The organism is Kordiimonas lacus, assembly GCF_001550055.1.
GTDB classification, from domain to species: Bacteria; Pseudomonadota; Alphaproteobacteria; order Sphingomonadales; family Kordiimonadaceae; genus Kordiimonas; species Kordiimonas lacus.
Genome location: NZ_LRUA01000006.1, coordinates 604,454 through 622,104 on the forward strand (window position 1 = coordinate 604,454; position 17,651 = coordinate 622,104).

General features: G+C 57.3%; 11 protein-coding genes. 6 read left to right on the forward strand and 5 right to left on the reverse strand.

Going from position 1 to position 17,651, the window contains the following annotated elements; genetic code table 11:
• Positions 1 to 4: 4 nt before the first annotated feature.
• Positions 5 to 1,165, reverse strand: a complete 1,161-nt coding sequence (locus KORLAC_RS11055) for an anhydro-N-acetylmuramic acid kinase (RefSeq protein WP_068306507.1) — start codon at positions 1,163 to 1,165, stop codon at positions 5 to 7.
• A gap of 122 nt (positions 1,166 to 1,287) precedes the next feature.
• Here KORLAC_RS11055 and tyrS point away from each other — a divergent pair, with 122 nt between their 5' ends.
• Entirely contained in the window at positions 1,288 to 2,538 is a 1,251-nt protein-coding gene (gene tyrS, locus KORLAC_RS11060) for a tyrosine--tRNA ligase (protein WP_068306509.1), read from the forward strand.
• 78 nt (positions 2,539 to 2,616) lie between these two features.
• On the opposite strand, the gene KORLAC_RS11065 is transcribed toward tyrS, so the two are convergent.
• A complete protein-coding gene (locus KORLAC_RS11065; protein ID WP_068306511.1) occupies positions 2,617 to 5,958 on the reverse strand; it encodes a YhdP family protein in 3,342 nt (1,113 codons plus the stop codon).
• Between the two features lie 101 nt (positions 5,959 to 6,059).
• Here KORLAC_RS11065 and KORLAC_RS11070 point away from each other — a divergent pair, with 101 nt between their 5' ends.
• The 5 genes from KORLAC_RS11070 to KORLAC_RS11090 all read left to right on the forward strand — a co-directional run bounded on the left by KORLAC_RS11070 (position 6,060) and on the right by KORLAC_RS11090 (position 12,153).
• Positions 6,060 to 8,984 carry a bifunctional [glutamine synthetase] adenylyltransferase/[glutamine synthetase]-adenylyl-L-tyrosine phosphorylase gene (locus tag KORLAC_RS11070; protein ID WP_068306513.1) on the forward strand — a complete coding sequence of 975 codons (2,925 nt, stop codon included), beginning with the start codon at positions 6,060 to 6,062 and terminating at the stop codon, positions 8,982 to 8,984.
• A gap of 33 nt (positions 8,985 to 9,017) precedes the next feature.
• Positions 9,018 to 9,482, forward strand: coding sequence for a thioredoxin-dependent thiol peroxidase (gene bcp, locus KORLAC_RS11075; protein ID WP_068306516.1), 465 nt, complete (start codon positions 9,018 to 9,020; stop codon positions 9,480 to 9,482).
• Positions 9,483 to 9,490: 8 nt separating this feature from the next.
• On the forward strand, positions 9,491 to 10,312 hold the full coding sequence (locus tag KORLAC_RS11080) for a ferritin-like domain-containing protein (protein WP_068306518.1): 822 nt from the start codon (positions 9,491 to 9,493) through the stop codon (positions 10,310 to 10,312).
• Between the two features lie 142 nt (positions 10,313 to 10,454).
• The gene (locus KORLAC_RS11085) at positions 10,455 to 11,711 is read left to right on the forward strand and encodes a M23 family metallopeptidase (RefSeq protein ID WP_068306520.1); all 1,257 of its coding nucleotides are present in this window, start codon (positions 10,455 to 10,457) and stop codon (positions 11,709 to 11,711) included.
• Positions 11,689 to 12,153, forward strand: a complete 465-nt coding sequence (locus KORLAC_RS11090) for a bactofilin family protein (protein ID WP_068306522.1) — start codon at positions 11,689 to 11,691, stop codon at positions 12,151 to 12,153. Before KORLAC_RS11085 ends, KORLAC_RS11090 begins: the two co-directional genes overlap by 23 nt.
• A 69-nt stretch (positions 12,154 to 12,222) precedes the next feature.
• Here the strand turns inward: KORLAC_RS11090 and prfB are convergent.
• The 3 genes from prfB to KORLAC_RS11105 all read right to left on the reverse strand — a co-directional run bounded on the left by prfB (position 12,223) and on the right by KORLAC_RS11105 (position 17,220).
• Positions 12,223 to 13,351 (reverse strand): peptide chain release factor 2 gene (gene prfB / locus KORLAC_RS11095; RefSeq protein WP_139167458.1). Its coding sequence is split into 2 segments (ribosomal slippage): positions 12,223 to 13,281 and positions 13,283 to 13,351, totalling 1,128 coding nucleotides; the frame shifts between segments, so codons are not numbered across the junction.
• 44 nt (positions 13,352 to 13,395) lie between these two features.
• The gene (locus KORLAC_RS11100) at positions 13,396 to 15,933 is read right to left on the reverse strand and encodes a penicillin-binding protein 1A (RefSeq protein WP_068306526.1); all 2,538 of its coding nucleotides are present in this window, start codon (positions 15,931 to 15,933) and stop codon (positions 13,396 to 13,398) included.
• Between the two features lie 87 nt (positions 15,934 to 16,020).
• Complete coding sequence (locus KORLAC_RS11105; RefSeq protein WP_068306528.1) at positions 16,021 to 17,220, reverse strand: N-acetylmuramoyl-L-alanine amidase; 1,200 nt, start codon at positions 17,218 to 17,220, stop codon at positions 16,021 to 16,023.
• Positions 17,221 to 17,651 lie beyond the last annotated feature (431 nt).

The following is a 17,651-nucleotide window of genomic DNA, read 5'->3' on the forward strand; positions in this document are numbered from 1 at the left end:
TTAACTAGCGCCGCAAGCGCCGGCCCCGCGGCAGATGAACCACGCCGCCCGGAGTTGGTGCAGAACAGCCTGTCGTGCTTGGCAAGCTAAGCGCCAGCCCCCGTTCTGTGCGAGCAGCCAAGAATGCGAAGGCCTCGGCTTCCAGCGCGTCACCGCGCCAGCCCAGCACCTCGACTGGGTCCACCAGCACCGGCATACGCCGTCTGAGGCGCCGCATCAGGGTTGGATTATGTCTGCCGCCACCAGCGACATACCAGGCCTCTGGCGGGCTTGGGAAATGGCTTTGGGCTGAAATGACCGATTCCACCACGAAGTTGGTGAGCGTCGCGGCCCCGTCTTCAGCTGACAAGCCACGCACGGTCTGGATGTTGAAGTCGTCTCTGTCCAGCGTTTTGGGCGGGGTTTCATCAAAATATGGTGAAGCCATCAGCCCCATGACAACTTCTTCGTGGCACAAGCCCCGTGCCGCCAGATTACCGTCGGTATCAACCGGCTTTCCGGTATGGATTTCAGCCCAGTCATCCAGCATGGCATTACCCGGTCCGGTGTCGAACGCCATGATCTGCGGGTCTTCCCCATCAGTGCCAAATTTCACCCAGGTTACATTCGCGACACCACCGATATTCAAGATTGCCACCACATTGTGTCGCCGAGCCCGGGCCAGAAGCGCCGCGTGATAAAGCGGCACGAGGGGCGCGCCCTCACCGCCCGCTGCCACGTCAGCCGTGCGGAAATCATTGACCACCTTGATGCCCGTCAGGCCGGCAAGCCGGCCGCCGTCCCCCAGCTGCCAGGTCCAGCCGCGGTCCGGCCGGTGGGTCAGCGTCTGGCCGTGAAAGCCTATCAGGTCAATCTCTTCCGGCGTTTGCCCGGTAACCGCCAACAGCTCAAACACGGCTTCTGCGTGCCAATCAGCGAGGTCGTCATCCAGTTGTTTGATGGCTTCAGGCGGATTTTCCGGGCTTGCGCACCCAGCTGCCAGGGAAAGACATTCTTTCACCTGCGCCCGCATCTCGGGGGTATATGGCAGTGTCAGCGATGGGCCCAGGCGTTCAATTCGAACACCATCCGTATAGATCATGGCTGCATCGATACCATCCATCGAAGTGCCGCTCATCAGGCCGATGACACATTTGATATCGCCTGCTTCACCCAAAACTGACATAAAACACCTGTCTCCTACGCTTTTGCACCCGCTTGGGGCTTTGCCTTACCGCCACCGTATGCTACATCAGCCCGCTCTTAAATAATTTTATTCGCACGACATCATCTATTTGGACCAGATCAATGACCAACTTGAAATCGGAATTTCTGCAAGTCCTGACCGAACGGGACTTTATCCACCAGGCAACTGACCTGGAGGCTTTGGACGCCAAAATGTCTGAAGGTCCGATTTCTGCCTATATCGGCTTCGACTGCACGGCCCGTAGCCTGCATGTCGGCAGCCTTGTCCAGATCATGATGCTGCGCTGGCTACAGAAGACCGGCCACAAGCCGATTGTCCTGATGGGCGGCGGCACATCCAAAATCGGCGACCCGTCGGGCCGCGACGAAAGCCGCCAGCTGATGACCGATGAGATCATCGAGGACAATATGGCGGGCATTCGCACTATCTTCGATCAGCTGCTGACGTTCGGCGACGATGCCAGCGACGCTGTGATGGTCAATAACGGCGAATGGCTGGATGACCTGCGTTACATCCCGTTCCTGCGCGAAATCGGCCCGCACTTCACCATCAACCGCATGATGACGTTTGACAGTGTGAAACTCAGGCTTGAGCGCGAACAGCCGCTGACGTTTCTTGAGTTCAACTATATGATCCTGCAGGCCTACGACTTTATGGAGCTTGCCGGGCGCCACAACTGCGTGCTGCAGATGGGCGGGTCAGACCAGTGGGGCAATATCGTCAACGGCATGGAACTGGCGCGCCGCAAGGCAGGCAAGCATCTGTTTGGCCTGACGACGCCGCTGATCACCACGGCTGACGGCAAGAAGATGGGCAAAACCGCGTCCGGTGCCATCTGGCTCAATGAAGAACAGCTGCCAGCTTACGATTTCTGGCAATTCTGGCGCAACACGCAGGACGCTGATGTCGGCAGGTTCCTGCGCCTGTTCACCGAAGTGCCGATGGACGAGATTCGTCGCCTGGAAGCGCTCGGCGGCTCAGAGATCAACGACGCCAAGGTGATCCTGGCCAATGAAGTGACCAAGCTTTGTCGTGGCGCCGATGCCGCGAAGGCTGCGGAAGCAACGGCACGGGAAACCTTCATCAAGGGAGGCGCAGGCGCTGACCTGCCAACTGTAAGCATCCCCGCCGCAGCACTGCAGGCCGGCTTCAATGTGGTTGACCTGTTTATCGAAGCGGGCCTCGGCGCGTCCAAAAGCGAAGTCCGCCGACTGATCAAACAGGGCGGTGCCAAGCTGAACGACGCCAAGGTCGAAAGCGAAGACCTCGTCGTTTCGGCGGATGCCCTGAATGACGGTCAGATCAAGCTTTCGGCCGGCAAGAAGCGTCACGCGCTGGTGAAGGCCGAGTAACGCCTGTCTTTACAAACTGATCAATGAAGGCCTCTGTTGAAGCACAGGGGCCTTTTTCATGGCGTAGAACAAGACCATTCAAGAGGCTGGCTTGTCTTCGTCTTTCGGCTCATCCGAGGGGTCTTCCGCCGGTTCTGGTGTCGGCTCCGCTTTTGGCGCAGTGCCACCATCGGCACCAGGCTGCGGCTCCGTGCCGTCCGGGGTACCGAAATCAGCGGGATCAACGGGTGCAGTTTCAGGGTCCGGCTCCAGCTCCACATCGGCAATCTTGCCTTTCCGGCCCTCAAACAACAGGCGCAGAAATCCAGGTGCCAGGCCCGAGACCGGATTGATGGTGAACTCAGGATTCTCCAGCTGGCCTTTCACGCGGTAGGATACGCCAAACACGCCCTTGCCTTCGCCGCCGGTCAGGAGCGCGCCCAAAATGGGGATCTTGCCCAGAAGAGAGTTCAAGCCATAAGCCGGTACAAAGACGCCGTTTACATTGATCTTGTCTTCACGGGCCGATATCTGCCCTTCCATGGTCATGCCCAGCGTCGGGCCATTGGCCTTCAGACCAGACAGGTCAAGCAGGCTGTTGGTGTAATCGAAAGGGACGTCAATCTTGTCGAGCGAAACCGGGCCATCCGATAGATAGTCATTCAGGCCGCTCACGACGCCTTCTTTGACCCCGGGGCCGAGGTTCTCCTGCGAGACCATCAGGCTGTCGCGCACTTTTGCCTCGCCTTCCATATGCAGCCGGTCGCCCCACCCTGACGTCAGGCCTGACATATTCAGGCTGCCATCCCTCAGGTGTGCAAACAGGCCTAGCCCCCGCAGGATATGGCCCGCATCCGGGCTGGTAAGCGAAATGGCCTGCCCAGCCGGGTCATCTGTTTCTCCGACTGTCATAACGACCTGCTTCTCGGTTCCGGGGACAAAGCCGGTGAAGCTCAGTGTTTTGGGCTCCCCTTCCTTGAAGCGGGTCTCCAAGGAGGCCTTTTCCAAGGCCTCGCCATTCAGCAGCAACAATCGGTCAGCCAAAAGCTTGATGTCGACATCATCGCCTTTTTGCTCAGCCTCATTGGCTGCTGCCGAGGGCGTTGCAGGCGCATCATCCAGTTCCCGCAGGTAAACACCGGCATCGAACGTTGCGGCCACAATGTTCACCTTGGTCGGCTTCCCCGCGCGCTGCACCACAGTGCCCGCCAACTGATGATTGCCCATCTGACGAATAGTAAAATCACCATCCAGCCGTCCGCTTTCGCGGCTACCCCAGTCGAATGAGGCAACCAGATCCACGTTTTCGCCCTGCACGACAAGCGGGCTTAGGGACGTCCCCTCGTCCCGAAGCACCAGTGTGCCCGTTACCATCGCAGGGCTGGACACCGGCTTGCGCCAGGCAAGCTGGGATGCCTTTAGAACCGCGTCGGTCGTATCGGCAGTGAAATAGCCACGACTGAATTTGAAATTGCGGCCAATGAAGGTGGCTTCACCCACGGCCTTGCCCTCGAGAAAGTCAGAAATATCGACGCCAAAAGCCTGGATATCCGTCTCATCGAATTCGCCAACCAATACCACTTCCGTGGTTTCTGCCTCAGGATTGTCGCGGCCGGCTGCGAAATCCTCGCGCCAATAAAGGCTTACTGGTACCCCGTTCAAGCGGGCATCCCCGGCGAGCGACAGCCGGTCACCGTCCAGTTGCAGGATCATCGAACCGTCCCGCAGGCCTTCGCCGCCCAGGAGATCTCTGACGGATGTGCCCCTCAGGTGCGCTTCCACCCGGTAACCGACATCTTCCTTCGGCACGCCCTTGATAAGCGGCACAGTGATCGCGACATCAACATCTGCCGTACCGTCAAGCCGCGTGGGGTCGAAATCGATCTTCTGCGGTACATTCAGCGGATCATAGGCAATCAGGTCCATAATGGTTGGCACAGGCCCCGTCAGCTTGACATTGAACTCCCCCGTGCCCTGCCCCGGCATATGAATGTCATACATATGGGCGGTCGACCCGCCAATTGGCATGCCCAGGACAGAGCCCGCTGTTATCTCGATGTCGAATTCTTCACGCGTCAGTCGCCCATGACCGATTGCATTTTCAATGGGGGGCATTTCACGCAGGTACTTGGTGTCAATACCGTCGAATTCAAAATCCAGTTGGATGGCGCTGCCTTTTGCGAAGGCACCACCGGTGGTCGGCGACCAGTCCACATGGAAACTGACATTTCGAGCAGTTCCCTGGATCATATTCTCATCCACCCAGACCCGCGCGCCCCTTGGCGTACCGTCAGGATAGGTGGCAACTGGCCAATAGCTTTTAATTTCGGGAATGGTTGCGGCATCTGTCTGCAGCATCAGCTTTACGCTGGGCTCATCCAGCTCCTCAAACCACTGAAAGACACCGCTGCCTGTAACAAGCCGCGCGCCGGCCTGCACTTCCAGCTCCTCAATCACAACCATGTCTTCCGACGCAACATAGTAGCCGTCGATGGACCCGAATGTGACAGGCGCGGCTTCGGGGAAACGCACCGGATGGCTGACAAAGCCTTCATCAATGCCCACATGGAAGCGCGCGGACCGAAGGCCCACGTTTGACGCCAACTCAAAATCCAGCCCCAAAGTTACCGGGAAATCGAGGTAAGTAACCACCTCAGGCATATTGGCCTGGAAGCTCAAATCACTTGGGTTCATCTGGCTGAACGCCACGGAGACTGTAAGCTCACCTACTTCCGGCTCGGCTTCACCCTGCAGCTGCAGCTGGACAGGCCGGTTCCCAAGCATAACGTCGGCAAGGGCGGCCAGGGACAGCAAATCACCGTTGGCATTCAGCTCGAGCCGCGGCACGGCAAAACGGGCATTCTGGAACTCGTCCCCGCGCACAATTTCAATCACCGAACTGGTCAACAGGATATTGTCCAGGTCGGGCGCCTGGTTGGTCAGGCGTTTTGCGAAACGGCTAAAAGCTTCTGTCACAGGCCGGAATACGGCGGGTTTTGGCAGGCCGCTGTCGCCGAACAGGTCTGAAAACCCGCTACTGCCCGTGGCATCCGAAAAGCCTGCCAAATCTGTCACCAGGACATTTGGTGCGTCCAACTCAACGGATGACAGGCCAATGTCCCCGAGGATACTGGAAAAGGCGACACCCACGCGCGCCCTCGGCACCCGGGCAGTCAGACGGTCGGCCCGGTCCGTCAGGCGCAGGTTGGTGATGGAAATCCAGGGCCTGACGCTGCGCCAATCCCAGCCAATTTCGGTTTGATCGAATTCAATTTTCCAGCCTGGCAGGATCCCTTCCGCCTGGCCGATTATCTCGTCTCGGGCAAAGCCCATATCAATCGGCGCAAACAGCAGGCGCGCAAACAAAAGGCACGCCAGCAACACTGCTGCTGTCGCAACCCACACCCCCGTTCTGACCATAATGCCCAGAGACTTTTTCAAAGATGACGTCCGATCGCCTTAATTGCCCTTGATTTGACTAGGCAAGGTATGAACACTCGTGTCTGTCCGCAAATAAAAACTCAGAAAGTTGATCCTTCTGTATGTCACACTCGACACATACACTACCGAAAGCTTATCATAAGGAAAAAGCAGACGAAATTTGGGCAGCTGTAGCCGAAAGTGATTCTGCCCTCAAGGGCAATGAGTCTGCACGGGCGCTGGCAGATGCGCTTTTCGGTCACAGTAACTTTCTGGCGGGCATTGCCAGGCGTCAGCCCGCGCTTGCCGCTGCATATCTGCAGGGCGATCCGGACAGCCATTTTGAGGCCATCCTCGCGTCCCTGACTGCGCCCCGCCCTGATGGTGAAAAGACCCCGGACCTGATGGCCTTCCTGCGTGAACAGAAAAGCGCCACAGCATTCCTGACTGCCGCCGCCGACGTTGCTGGCTGGTGGAGCTTAGAGGACGTCACGACGGCCCTCAGCCGTTTTGCTGATGCGGCGCTCGAGCTGGCGCTCGCGCACCTGTTGCACGCCAGCATGAAAGCCGGCGAACTGGCGTGGCCGAACGGTGAGGAAGAAGCCGCCAGTCCGGCCCTTGCGGCCTCGTGCGGCTATTTCATTCTCGGCATGGGCAAATTGGGGGCTTATGAGCTCAATTATTCCTCGGATATCGACCTGATCGCCCTCTATGACACCGACCGTGTGCGCTACACTGGGACCAAAACCGTCAAGCAGTGCTTCATCCGCCTGACCCAGGAACTGATGAAGATCATGGAAACCCGGACCATGCACGGCTATGTGTTCCGCACCGACCTGCGCTTGAGGCCCGACCCTGGCGCCACCCCTGTAGCCCTGGCCGTTGAAGCCGCCGAAACTTACTATCATTCCATGGCTGTGAACTGGGAACGGTCTGCCATGATCAAGGCCCGCGTGGTGGCCGGCGACCAGACAGCAGGAAAAGCCTATCTTGAGACCATGGCGCGCTGGATCTGGCGCAAGAATATGGATTTCGCGGCCCTCAATGATATTGCCGCCATCAAAAATCAGATCAACCGTCACTATGGCCAAACCCAGACCGCCTTCAAGGGATACAATGTCAAACTGGGCTATGGCGGCATTCGGGAGATAGAATTCTTCACGCAAATCAACCAGTTACTACATGCAGGCCGGCACCCGGCGCTCAGGCTTAGGGGCACGCTGGACGCCCTTGACATGCTGGCAATGGACCAGATTATCGACGGCAAGGTCCATAAGACGCTTTCGAAGGGCTACCGCTTCCTGCGCACGTTAGAGCACCGCATTCAGATGATGAATGACGAGCAAACCCACGATATCCCGGACGACGATGACCGGTTCGCTTGCCTGGTATCCTTTATGGGGTATGCGGATGAAGCCAGCTTCAAGGAAGCTGTTACCTGCCACACCAAGCCGATCAGCCAGATTTATGAAGACTTGCTGCCCGAAGACGACACAGCCAAAAATGACGGCTATTCCGAAGGCGACCTGCCGGCCACGCTCGCGAAGCTCGGCTTTGAAGACCCGGACAATTCTGCCGCAGTGATCGATGGCTGGCGGCGGGGGCGTCACAGGGCGCTTCGAACGGAACGCGCCAGAGGCTTGCTTGAACAGATATTGCCTGGCCTTCTGGAAGCCTTTTCAGGCACGGAAAACGCTGGCAGCGCCCTCACCCGATTTGACAGATTCATATCGCAACTGCCTGGTGGCGTTCAGCTTTTCTCCCTTCTTCAGTCCAACCCTTCGCTGTTCCAGTTGCTGGCACATGTCATGGGGCTCGCGCCCGCTCTCGCTGAAACACTAGGGAAAAAACCTGACCTCTGGGACGCAGTATTAGAACCTGGCTTCTATGCGCCGCTCGAAAGCGAAGAGGACCTCAGGGAAAAGCTTGAAGAACTGCTGGATAGTGCCCGCGACTATCAGGATATCCTGGATATCGTCCGACGGTTCGTGGCCGAACACCGCTTCCGCATTGGCGTCCAGTTGCTGGAATCGCTTGCCAGCGTTGAAGAATGCGGTGAAGCCCACACGCGGCTTGCTGATGTAACCTTGAAAGCCCTGACAAAACGCGTCGAGGATGAGTTCGCCACAAAGCATGGTCGCTTCGAAGGCGGCGGTATTTCGATTGTGGCCATGGGAAAATATGGCGGCGGCGAGCTGACACACACATCCGACCTGGACATCGTCTTCCTCTATCATGTGCCGGATATGGACAGCCTGTCGGATGGGCCTAAGCCCTTGATGCCAAGCCAATATTTTTCCCGCCTTGGCCAACATATCATCACGGCCATCACAGCACTGACGCCCGAAGGCCGGCTTTATGAGGTCGATACCCGCCTCAGGCCGTCTGGCAGCCAGGGCCCGCTTGTTGTGACGCTCAAGACCTTTGCTGACTATTATACGGAAGCGGCCTGGGCATGGGAACATATGGCGCTGACCCGCGCGCGCGTGATCCTGGCGCCGGACAGCATTCGCGAGGCCCTCGTCAGCACCATCATTTCGGTGCTGACTGCCTCACGGGACGGTGACGCGCTGCTGCGGGCCGTTCATGACATGCGCGGCAAGCTGTTCGCGCAGTTCGGCACCGACAATCCGTGGGCCATCAAGCACGCGCGGGGCGGGCTCGTGGATATGGAATTCATCTGCCAGTATCTGATGCTTCGGGAAGGCAACAGGGCAAAGGATATCTTCCACCCACAACTGGACGAAAGCATCAGTCGGCTTGCTGCCGCCGGGGCCCTGACCGAGGAACAGGCCGCAACCCTCCATGGAGGACACGAATATATGCAACAGGTGCAAAGCTTGCTGCGCCTTTGCCTGGGCGGCAGTCCGGCTGACGACAGCGCCATCCCAAAGGCGCTTCGGTCCACATTGTGCCGGGCCACGGGGAAGGCAACTTTCAACGATCTGCGGGCAGACCTTGTCCGTAAACAATCAGACATATACAGCTTGTTCCAAACTGTGATAGAGGAACCGGCGAATGCCTTACCGACTGCAGAAGACGCATAATCTGCAGCAAAAGAGATAACCGGAGGACATGACGTGAGCATTGACGTTGGAGATAAAGCCCCTGCCTTTACCCTGCCCACCGATGGCGGCGAAACGCTGTCGCTCAGCGACTTCAAGGGCAAAAAAGTGGTTCTGTATTTCTACCCCAAGGACAGCACCCCTGGCTGCACCACCGAAGCCAAGGATTTCACGTCACTGATCGGTGAATTTGAGGCCGCTGGCGCCGTTGTGCTGGGCATGTCCAAGGACAGCGTCAAGCGACACGATAACTTCATCGCCAAGCAGGAACTGAAAGTACGCCTCTTGTCTGATGAAGACGGTAAAACCATTGAAGACTACGGCGTTTGGGTGCAGAAGAAGCTCTATGGCCGTGAATATATGGGCATTGAGCGCGCCACCTTCCTGATTGACGGTGAAGGCACCGTACGCGAGGTCTGGCACAAGGTGAAGGTCAAAGGGCACGCCGAGGCGGTCCTTGAAGCTGTCAAAGGGCTATAGTCTGATCCATGACCGCAGAATGGAAAAATATCAGCGAAGCTGCCGTGGCTGTCCTCAACACCGGGCGCCCGCGCGAGAAAGCTGAAATGGCCCGTCTGGCGGCTGCCAAATGGCGCGGTGGTACGCTGGAGTTTGACTTCACTGTCCAGCCGCCGCTCCGCCCCGAAAGGCCAGAAAAGCCGGTCCTGATGATGCCCGCGGATATGCCAAAGCGTCGCAAAGGCGGCACAGAGGGCAACCGCCGCGCCCTTCTGCATGCCATCGCACACATCGAACTGAATGCCATTGATCTGGCGTTTGATCTGGTCGCCCGCTTTGGTGACCTGATGCCAAAAGGCTTCACCGATGACTGGGTACAGGTTGGGGATGACGAAGCCCGTCATTTTTCCCTTTTGCAGGCGCGCCTGAAGGCGCTGGACTGCTATTATGGCGATCTGCCTGCTCATGACGGTCTTTGGCAGTCCGCCATGGACACCAAAGACAGCCTGCCTGCCCGGCTGGCCATTGTGCCCATGGTGCTCGAGGCCCGCGGCCTGGATGTCACGCCCAAGATGATCGAGCAGTTCAAGAAAGCCGGAGACGTCACGTCCGCTGATGTGCTGCAAACCATCTATGAAGAAGAAATCGGCCACGTCAGTGCCGGAACCCGGTGGTTCAAGCATCTGGCCAAACAAGGCGGGCTGGACGACAAGGTCTGGTTCCAGGAACTGGTGGGCGAATATTTCAAAGGCTCCCTCAAGCCGCCTTTCAACAAGCCTGCCCGCAACCGTGCCGGCCTGCCCTGCTCCTTCTATGAGCCCCTTGCGGAGCTGCTTGCAGACGGACAATAGGCTTGACCATTCGGCCGAAATTCGGTGGAATGGCAAAAAACTACTATAAATTATAACTTTATTAGCTTGATGCATGCCTATATAGAGGAATGACTTCGAGCAGGGACCAACAGGGTGAGGACGCGCATTGCGTGGATGGTAGTTGAGTAACGATCTGACTTTATTAGAGAAATTCCAGATCTTCCGGCAAAGATATTTTCCGGAGCGCCAGCTGTTTTTGCGCAGCGAAGGCCGCGTTCGCTTTGTTACCATTGGCAGCTACACCCAAATGGTGGCTGCAACTGCCCTTTCAAGCGCCCTGATTTGGGGCAGCGTGACATCCTATCACTATCTTACCCGCGACCAGGTGCTTGAAGCCAAGAACCGCACCATTACGACCATGTCAGCGCAGTATGAATCGCTGTCCAACGACTTTTCGGCGCTTGAAATGGAAGTGGAGCGTAAAGCGGAACAGCTTGAGACACGTCAGCAGTTTCTGGAAGAAGTTGTTGGTGTTGAAAAAGCGAGTACGGCAGCACCGGCCCAGGACGATGCAGAAGAGATCGCTGCACAAAATCCAGAGCGCACGTCTTTCAACAGCGACAGTAAACCGGGTTTCTTCGCGGAAATCCTTGGTGCCGGTACAGCACAGGCCGCGATCCTGTCCAATAACGACCGACGCAAGAACCTGCTTTCCAGACTCCAGCAGATGGAAGCGCGCCAGCAACAACTGGCCAACGCCCTGCTGTCTGAGGCTGAAGCAAAGATCGCCAATATCGACCGTATTCTGGAGCCTACAAAGCTGGACAACGACACATTGATCGAGAAGGCAGAGGCCCTCGTCAGGAAAGTCGGGAATCAGTATGATGCGTCACAGGCCGATTTTCAGCCTGTATTTCAGGACAATGACCAGGAGACCTTCCTGCGTTTGACGAATTCTCGCCAGCGCCTTGAGATGGTCACATTGGTGCTAAATAGTTTCCCCGTCGGCAAACCGGCGGAGGATTTTTATCTCTCTGAGCGGTTTGGGTACCGTATCCATCCTGTTAAGAAAACGCCTGACAATCATAACGGCGTGGATTTGGCAGGCTGGCCCGGAACCGCGATTTATGCAACAGCCCAGGGCAAGGTTGTCCGGGCTGGCAATATCTGGCCCTACGGCAATATGGTCGAAATCGATCACGGCAACGGGTTCAAGACGCGCTATGGCCATATGCGAAAGCTAAGGGTCAGCAAGGGAGAGACTGTAACGATGGGACAACGTATCGGCGACATGGGAAAGACCGGTCGAGTTACGGGGACCCACTTGCACTATGAAGTCTGGTTTGACGGCCAAGTGCGCGATCCGATGCCTTTCATGAAAGCAGCAAACGATGTTCTCGAAATCCAAGGAAGAAATGAAGAAACCAGTCAGCAATAACACGCCAGCGCCCCGCTCGGGTGCAGCGACCACCCCTTCCCTCATCGCATCAGACGTTCAGATTGAAGGCAATGTCCGTACAAACGGCGAACTACAGCTTGACGGCAGCATCACGGGCGACGTGTCCTGTGGCGGTCTTGTCATGGGCGAGAGCGGCGCTGTAAAAGGCACCATCTCAGCCGATAATGTGACTGTCCGCGGTACCGTCAAAGGCGAAATTCGCGCCCGCTCGGTACGCCTTGAAAAGAGCGCTATTGTTGAAGGCGATGTGGTTCACGAAAGCCTGTCTGTTGAAGCCGGCGCCAAACTGACCGGCCGGTTCGCGCATTCGTCGAACCCGACCGAAGGGAAGGCAGCCCCGATGGCTTCTGCTGCAGCCCCAAAGAAGGATGAAACGGCGGAAACGCCCTCCTTCGTCAAGGCAAAACCAGCTGCCGAATAAGCACACTGGTATCAGGCAATAAAAAAGGCGCCCTTCGAGGCGCCTTTTTCATGTTCAGGTGGCAAAGCCTTAGTCGATATCCGCGACTTCGGTGTCTGTGCCGTGTACCCGCGCCGCAAGCGCCGCCGCCATGAAGCGGTCAAGGTCACCGTCCAACACCTTGTCAGGCTGGCCGGATTCTTCGCCTGTGCGCAAATCCTTCACCATCTGATACGGCTGCATCACATAGGAACGGATCTGGTGGCCCCAACCGATTTCGGTCTTGGTGGCATTGACCGCATTGGCTTCTTCTTCCCGGCGCCGAAGCTCGGCCTCATAAAGCCGCGCCTTCAGCATGCTCATGGCCGCCGCACGGTTCTTGTGCTGGGACCGTTCGGCCTGGCACTGTACCACGATGCCGGACGGCTGGTGGGTAATCCGTACCGCACTATCGGTCGTGTTCACATGCTGGCCGCCCGCGCCCGACGCCCGGTAGGTATCCACCTTCAGGTCGCCTTCGTTGATATCGATCTCAATGCTGTCGTCGATCACCGGATAAACCCAGACAGACGCAAAGCTGGTGTGCCTGCGCGCATTGCTGTCATAGGGCGAAATCCGCACCAGCCGATGGACACCGGATTCGGTCTTCAGCCAGCCATAGGCGTCCTCGCCCTTGATCTGCAGCGTGGCGGATTTGATGCCCGCCTCTTCGCCCGGCATATACTGGACGGTTTCCACTTTGAAGCCGCGCTTCTCGGCCCAGCGCATATACATGCGGTGCAGCATGGACGCCCAGTCCTGGCTTTCCGTACCGCCAGCGCCTGAGTGGATTTCAACGTAGGTATCGTTACCGTCCGCCTCACCCGACAGCAACGCCTTCAGCTCAGCGTCCTTGGCTTTTTCAGCCAGGCCCTTGATCTGCTCTTCCGCTTCCGATTCCATGTCCGCATCGCCTTCCATTTCGGCGAGCTCAAGAATCTCCAGCGTGTCAGAAAGGTCGGTTTCGATTTCCTGCACGGCCTTGATGGCGTCATCGAGCTTGGTACGCTCGCGCATCAGTTTCTGTGCATTCTGTGGATCATTCCAAAGATCAGGGTCTTCGGCTAATGCATTCAGCTCTTCCAGCCTGAGTAAAGCCCGATCCCAGTCAAAGATGCCTCCTCAGCAGTGCCATTGACTGCTGGAGTTGGTCGACGGTTGCCTGAGCTTCCGCGCGCATAAACACTTCCTTCGTTACTTAAGTCATCCCGGGCGAACCAGGGATCAATAGATACCGCCGGTGCCCTTGCGAATTGTGCTTTTGGTTTTACCGTTTTCAAGCGAGCCGTCAAGTACTGCATATTGCCCGACACGGGGTTCGGTCCCTGGCTTGAAGGCCTCCAATATCACATCCTCATCGCCCATCGTAGCTGGCTGGCCGGTCTTGGCGTCGATCCGCACAAGGCGGATACCGGACGGCATCCGGAACGGCACACCCGGTTCGCCCTTGAGCGCGTCACGCATGAAATCCCGGAATATGGGCACAGCGACGCTTGAGCCTTCTTCAAAGCGCCCAAGCGACCGTGGGCGGTCAAAACCGGTGAACACGCCAACGGCAAGGTCAGCCGAAAACCCGACAAACCAGGCGTCTGTGGCATCGTTGGTGGTGCCTGTTTTACCGGCAAGCGGCTTACCCAGTACACGAATCTTACGCCCGGTCCCGTTCTGCACAACGCCCTCAAGCATTGAAACCATCTGGTAAGCGGTCAACGGATCAAGGATCTGCTCACGGTCATCCGGGATCTCCGGTTCGTTGGTGGTCCGCTCCCACTGAATGGTACATTCCACGCACTGGCGTTCATCATGCTTATAGATTGTACGGCCGCGACGATCCTGTATCCGGTCAATCAGCGACGGTTTGATTTGCTTGCCGCCGTTCACCAGCATGCTGTAAGCGCCCGTCAGCTCCAGAAGCGTCACTTCTGATGCGCCAAGTGATGATGCAAGCGTCGGCTCCATATTTTCGCCGATACCGAATTTGTCCGCATACTTGAGAACCGTTGGCATCCCAAGGTGTTGAGCCAGTCGGATCGTCATCAGGTTCTTGGACCTTTCCAGGCCGAACCGCAGCGTGCTGGGGCCGTAGAACTTGTTGGAACTGTTCCGCGGTTTCCATTTGCCCTGCCCGTCGCCTTGGTCAATCACGAACGGTGCATCGAGCACAAGGCTGGCCGGCGTGAAGCCTTTATCGAGGGCCGCAGCATAAACAAACGGCTTGAAGGCCGAGCCCGGCTGGCGTTCGGCCTGCACGGCGCGGTTATATTGGCTGGCGTCATAATCGAAGCCACCCACCATCGCGAGTACGCGGCCCGTATGGGGGTCCATGGCCACCAGTGCGCCTTCAATTGCCGGTATCTGGCGGAGCGCAAAAGGCGCAACATCGCCAACCGGCTGGCCGTCTTCGCTGAAGAAGCTGGTGAGCGCCACAGCGTCGCCTTTGATTTTCTCCACGGCGATTACATTGCCGACTGACAGCACCTGTGCCGGGTCCTTGACGCTAGGCCCCAGGGTTTCGCCTTCGCGCCAGGCGCGCGCCCATTTGATTTCCTCAAACGGAATAAAGCCGTAGCTGCCGTCTTTGAGGCCAATCACGGCGCCGTCGGCGCGGACTTCCTGTACCGCAGCCAGCTGCCATTCGGCATACCCAAGCGGACGGTTGATTTCCTTGAGCGCGTCGACCCAGCCATTGCTGATGACAATATTGCTGATTGGCCCGCGCCAGCCGTGACGGCGGTCATAGGCCACAAGACCATCCCGCAGTGTGCGTTCCGCAATTGCCTGCAGGCGCGGCTCCAGCGATGTGCGGACCGACAGACCGCCCTCATAAAGCTGTTTGGTGCCATACATGCGCCCGACCCGGCGGCGTACTTCTTCTTCAAAATGCGCGGCTTCAAAGCGGGCCTGATCGGTCTCGGTTGCCATCACAAGGTCTTCCTTGAGGGCCTCCTGATATTCTTCATCGGTGATGTACCCCAAGAGGTTCATCCGCGACAATACCCAGTTCCGCCTGCCAACAGCGCGTTCTTTATGGCGTATAGGATGGTAGTTGTGTGGTGCTTTCGGCAAAGCCGCCAGATAGGCCATCTGGGCGACTGTGAGCTCGTTCAGCGCCTTGTTGAAATAATTCTGTGCCGCAGCAGCAACGCCATACGACCTGTTCCCGAAGTTGATCTCGTTCAGATACAGTTCGAGGATATGGTCCTTTGAAAAGGCCCGTTCGATCCTGAGCGTCAGGATCATTTCCTTGATCTTGCGGTCCAGCTTCTGATCAAGCGTCAGCAGGAAGGTACGTGCCACCTGCTGTGTGATCGTGGAACCACCCTGCAGCGGCCGCCCCTGGATAACATTCGCCACGTTGCGGATATTGCCGCGCACCATGCCCATGTAATCAAGGCCGTTATGCTCATAGAAGTTCTTGTCCTCTGCGGACAGGAAGGCGTGGATCAACTGGTCCGGTACGGCATTGATCGGCACAAACACCCGCGGCTTGCGGGCATATTCGGTCAGCAGGCTACCGTCGCCCGCATGAACGCGGGTAACCACGGCGGGCTCATACTGCGCCAGCTGGCGGTAGTCCGGCAAGTCGCGGCCATAATAGATGATAGCCCAGACAATCAGCACACCAACAGACACGGTCCCAACGGCACCCAAAATCAGGCCATACTTTAGCAGGCGCCGCCACAGCGGTTTCTTGACATTCTGCGCCGTCTTCTGTTCGGCCTTGTCCGCCTTGTTCGTTTGATTTTTGTCAGTGTCAGCCATTGTATCTCAAACGCCTGTCAGCACAGGCAAAAAGCATAAATTGTCCCATGCCATAGATGGCAACAGAATGTGTCGCAGTTAAGGCAATTAGCGGCCCAGCGCTACCATTTGTTCGAAATAGCGGTCAATCGCCCGGCGCACGGCCTTGGCGATACGACGTTGGCCGTCCCGACTATTAAGGAAACGGGCGTTCTGCTTGTTTGTCAGATAGCCGGCCTCCAGAAGCACTGACGGCACGTCAGGCGCCTTCAGCATGCCCAAGTTGGCAAAGCGGTGCGCCCGTCTCAGCATGGGCACATCGCGTTCCAGTTCAGACACCAGAATGGCAGCAAACTGCGCCGAGAAATTCATCGTCTCGCGCTGCGCCAGGTCAATCAGGATGGACGAAACTTCATCATCCGCCTGTTCAAGGTTCACGCCGGCGATCACGTCGGATTTGTTCTCGCGGGCCGCAAGGCGGGCCGCTTCCTTATCCGATGCGGTTTCCGAAAGATTATAGACACTGCCGCCCTTCACGTCAGGGCGGTTGATTGAATCCGCATGGATACTGATAAAGAGGTCCGCACCGTGGCGCCGTGCAATCCGGAAGCGCTCGCGCACAGGCCAGAAAATGTCACGGTCACGTGTCATGCGCACGTCATAGCGTCCGGTGCTGACAAGTTCGTCCCGCACTGCGCGGGCAATCGCCAGCACAATCACCTTTTCATGCACACCAATAACGCCAAGGTTCCCTGGATCCGGCCCTCCATGGCCTGGATCAATCACGATAACCCGTTTACCAGTCACACTGCGGCGCGGGCTGACCACTTCGGGCGTGGCTTTGGCCACAATGACCGGGCGCGCCTTTTTACTGTCTTTCACGGCAACCAGGAACCGGTCGCGCGATGTTGTTTCAAGATCAAGCACCAGCCTGTGGCCGTATCCGCCCCTTGGCGGCAGATGGAAAGAGCTTTTGATTACAGCAGGGTCCTTGAGGTCCAGCACAATCCGGTAGATGCCAGGGGAAAACAGCCCGTGACGAAATCCATCAACCGCCCCGGATGCCTTGACACTGTCGCTCGCGCGCCAATCGGCTTCCGGCAGGTCGATCACTACCCGGTAGGGATCTGCCAGCAGGAAGATGCTGGGCTCCGCTTTTTCGGACACATCCAGCACAAAACGGGTCACATTGCCGTTCTGACCAAAACGGATGCCAGAAATATCGATATCTTTTGCAAAGAGAGCACCGCTTCCACCAAGCAGGATGCTCAGGCTCAGAAACAGTAACTGTAGGCTACGCAAAACCACACTCTTCCCCGAAAAACAGCTCAAATTACAGTGACTATGCCCACCATAGTATGAATAACGGCTTAATCGCTCAAGAGAAACAAATCCCAACGCTCTCTCTCTGCTTATACAGTTTTATTGCCGAGATGGAACAATTTCGATTGTAAAGCATGCCCGCTTTCACTATTTTACCCATGCGAGTTTATCGATCGGCCGTATGTTTGCGGCAGGTCGCGGCCTTGAAGGGACGCTCTCGCGGTCTCACTCTTGATAGAGATCGCCATCGAACCCAAGGCCAAACAAGGACATGAACCGGCAATGGCCAAGCGGCTTTGCGCATCGAAAACACAAATTTCACGTCGTGCACCATTGAGTGAACGGCGGCGTTTTGCTTTGGTCGATACCTGTCCGGGGACTGCCTACTCCACTCCTAAAGTAAAATCATACCCATT

What these genes read in the sequence shown, in the direction of transcription:
- KORLAC_RS11055 (WP_068306507.1), bottom strand. Translation starts at nt 1,165, where the DNA reads ATGTCAGTTTTGGGTGAAGCAGGCGATATCAAATGTGTCATCGGCCTG.
- tyrS (WP_068306509.1), top strand. Translation starts at nt 1,288, where the DNA reads ATGACCAACTTGAAATCGGAATTTCTGCAAGTCCTGACCGAACGGGAC.
- KORLAC_RS11070 (WP_068306513.1), top strand. Translation starts at nt 6,060, where the DNA reads ATGTCACACTCGACACATACACTACCGAAAGCTTATCATAAGGAAAAA.
- KORLAC_RS11080 (WP_068306518.1), top strand. Translation starts at nt 9,491, where the DNA reads ATGACCGCAGAATGGAAAAATATCAGCGAAGCTGCCGTGGCTGTCCTC.
- KORLAC_RS11090 (WP_068306522.1), top strand. Translation starts at nt 11,689, where the DNA reads ATGAAGAAACCAGTCAGCAATAACACGCCAGCGCCCCGCTCGGGTGCA.
- KORLAC_RS11100 (WP_068306526.1), bottom strand. Translation starts at nt 15,933, where the DNA reads ATGGCTGACACTGACAAAAATCAAACGAACAAGGCGGACAAGGCCGAA.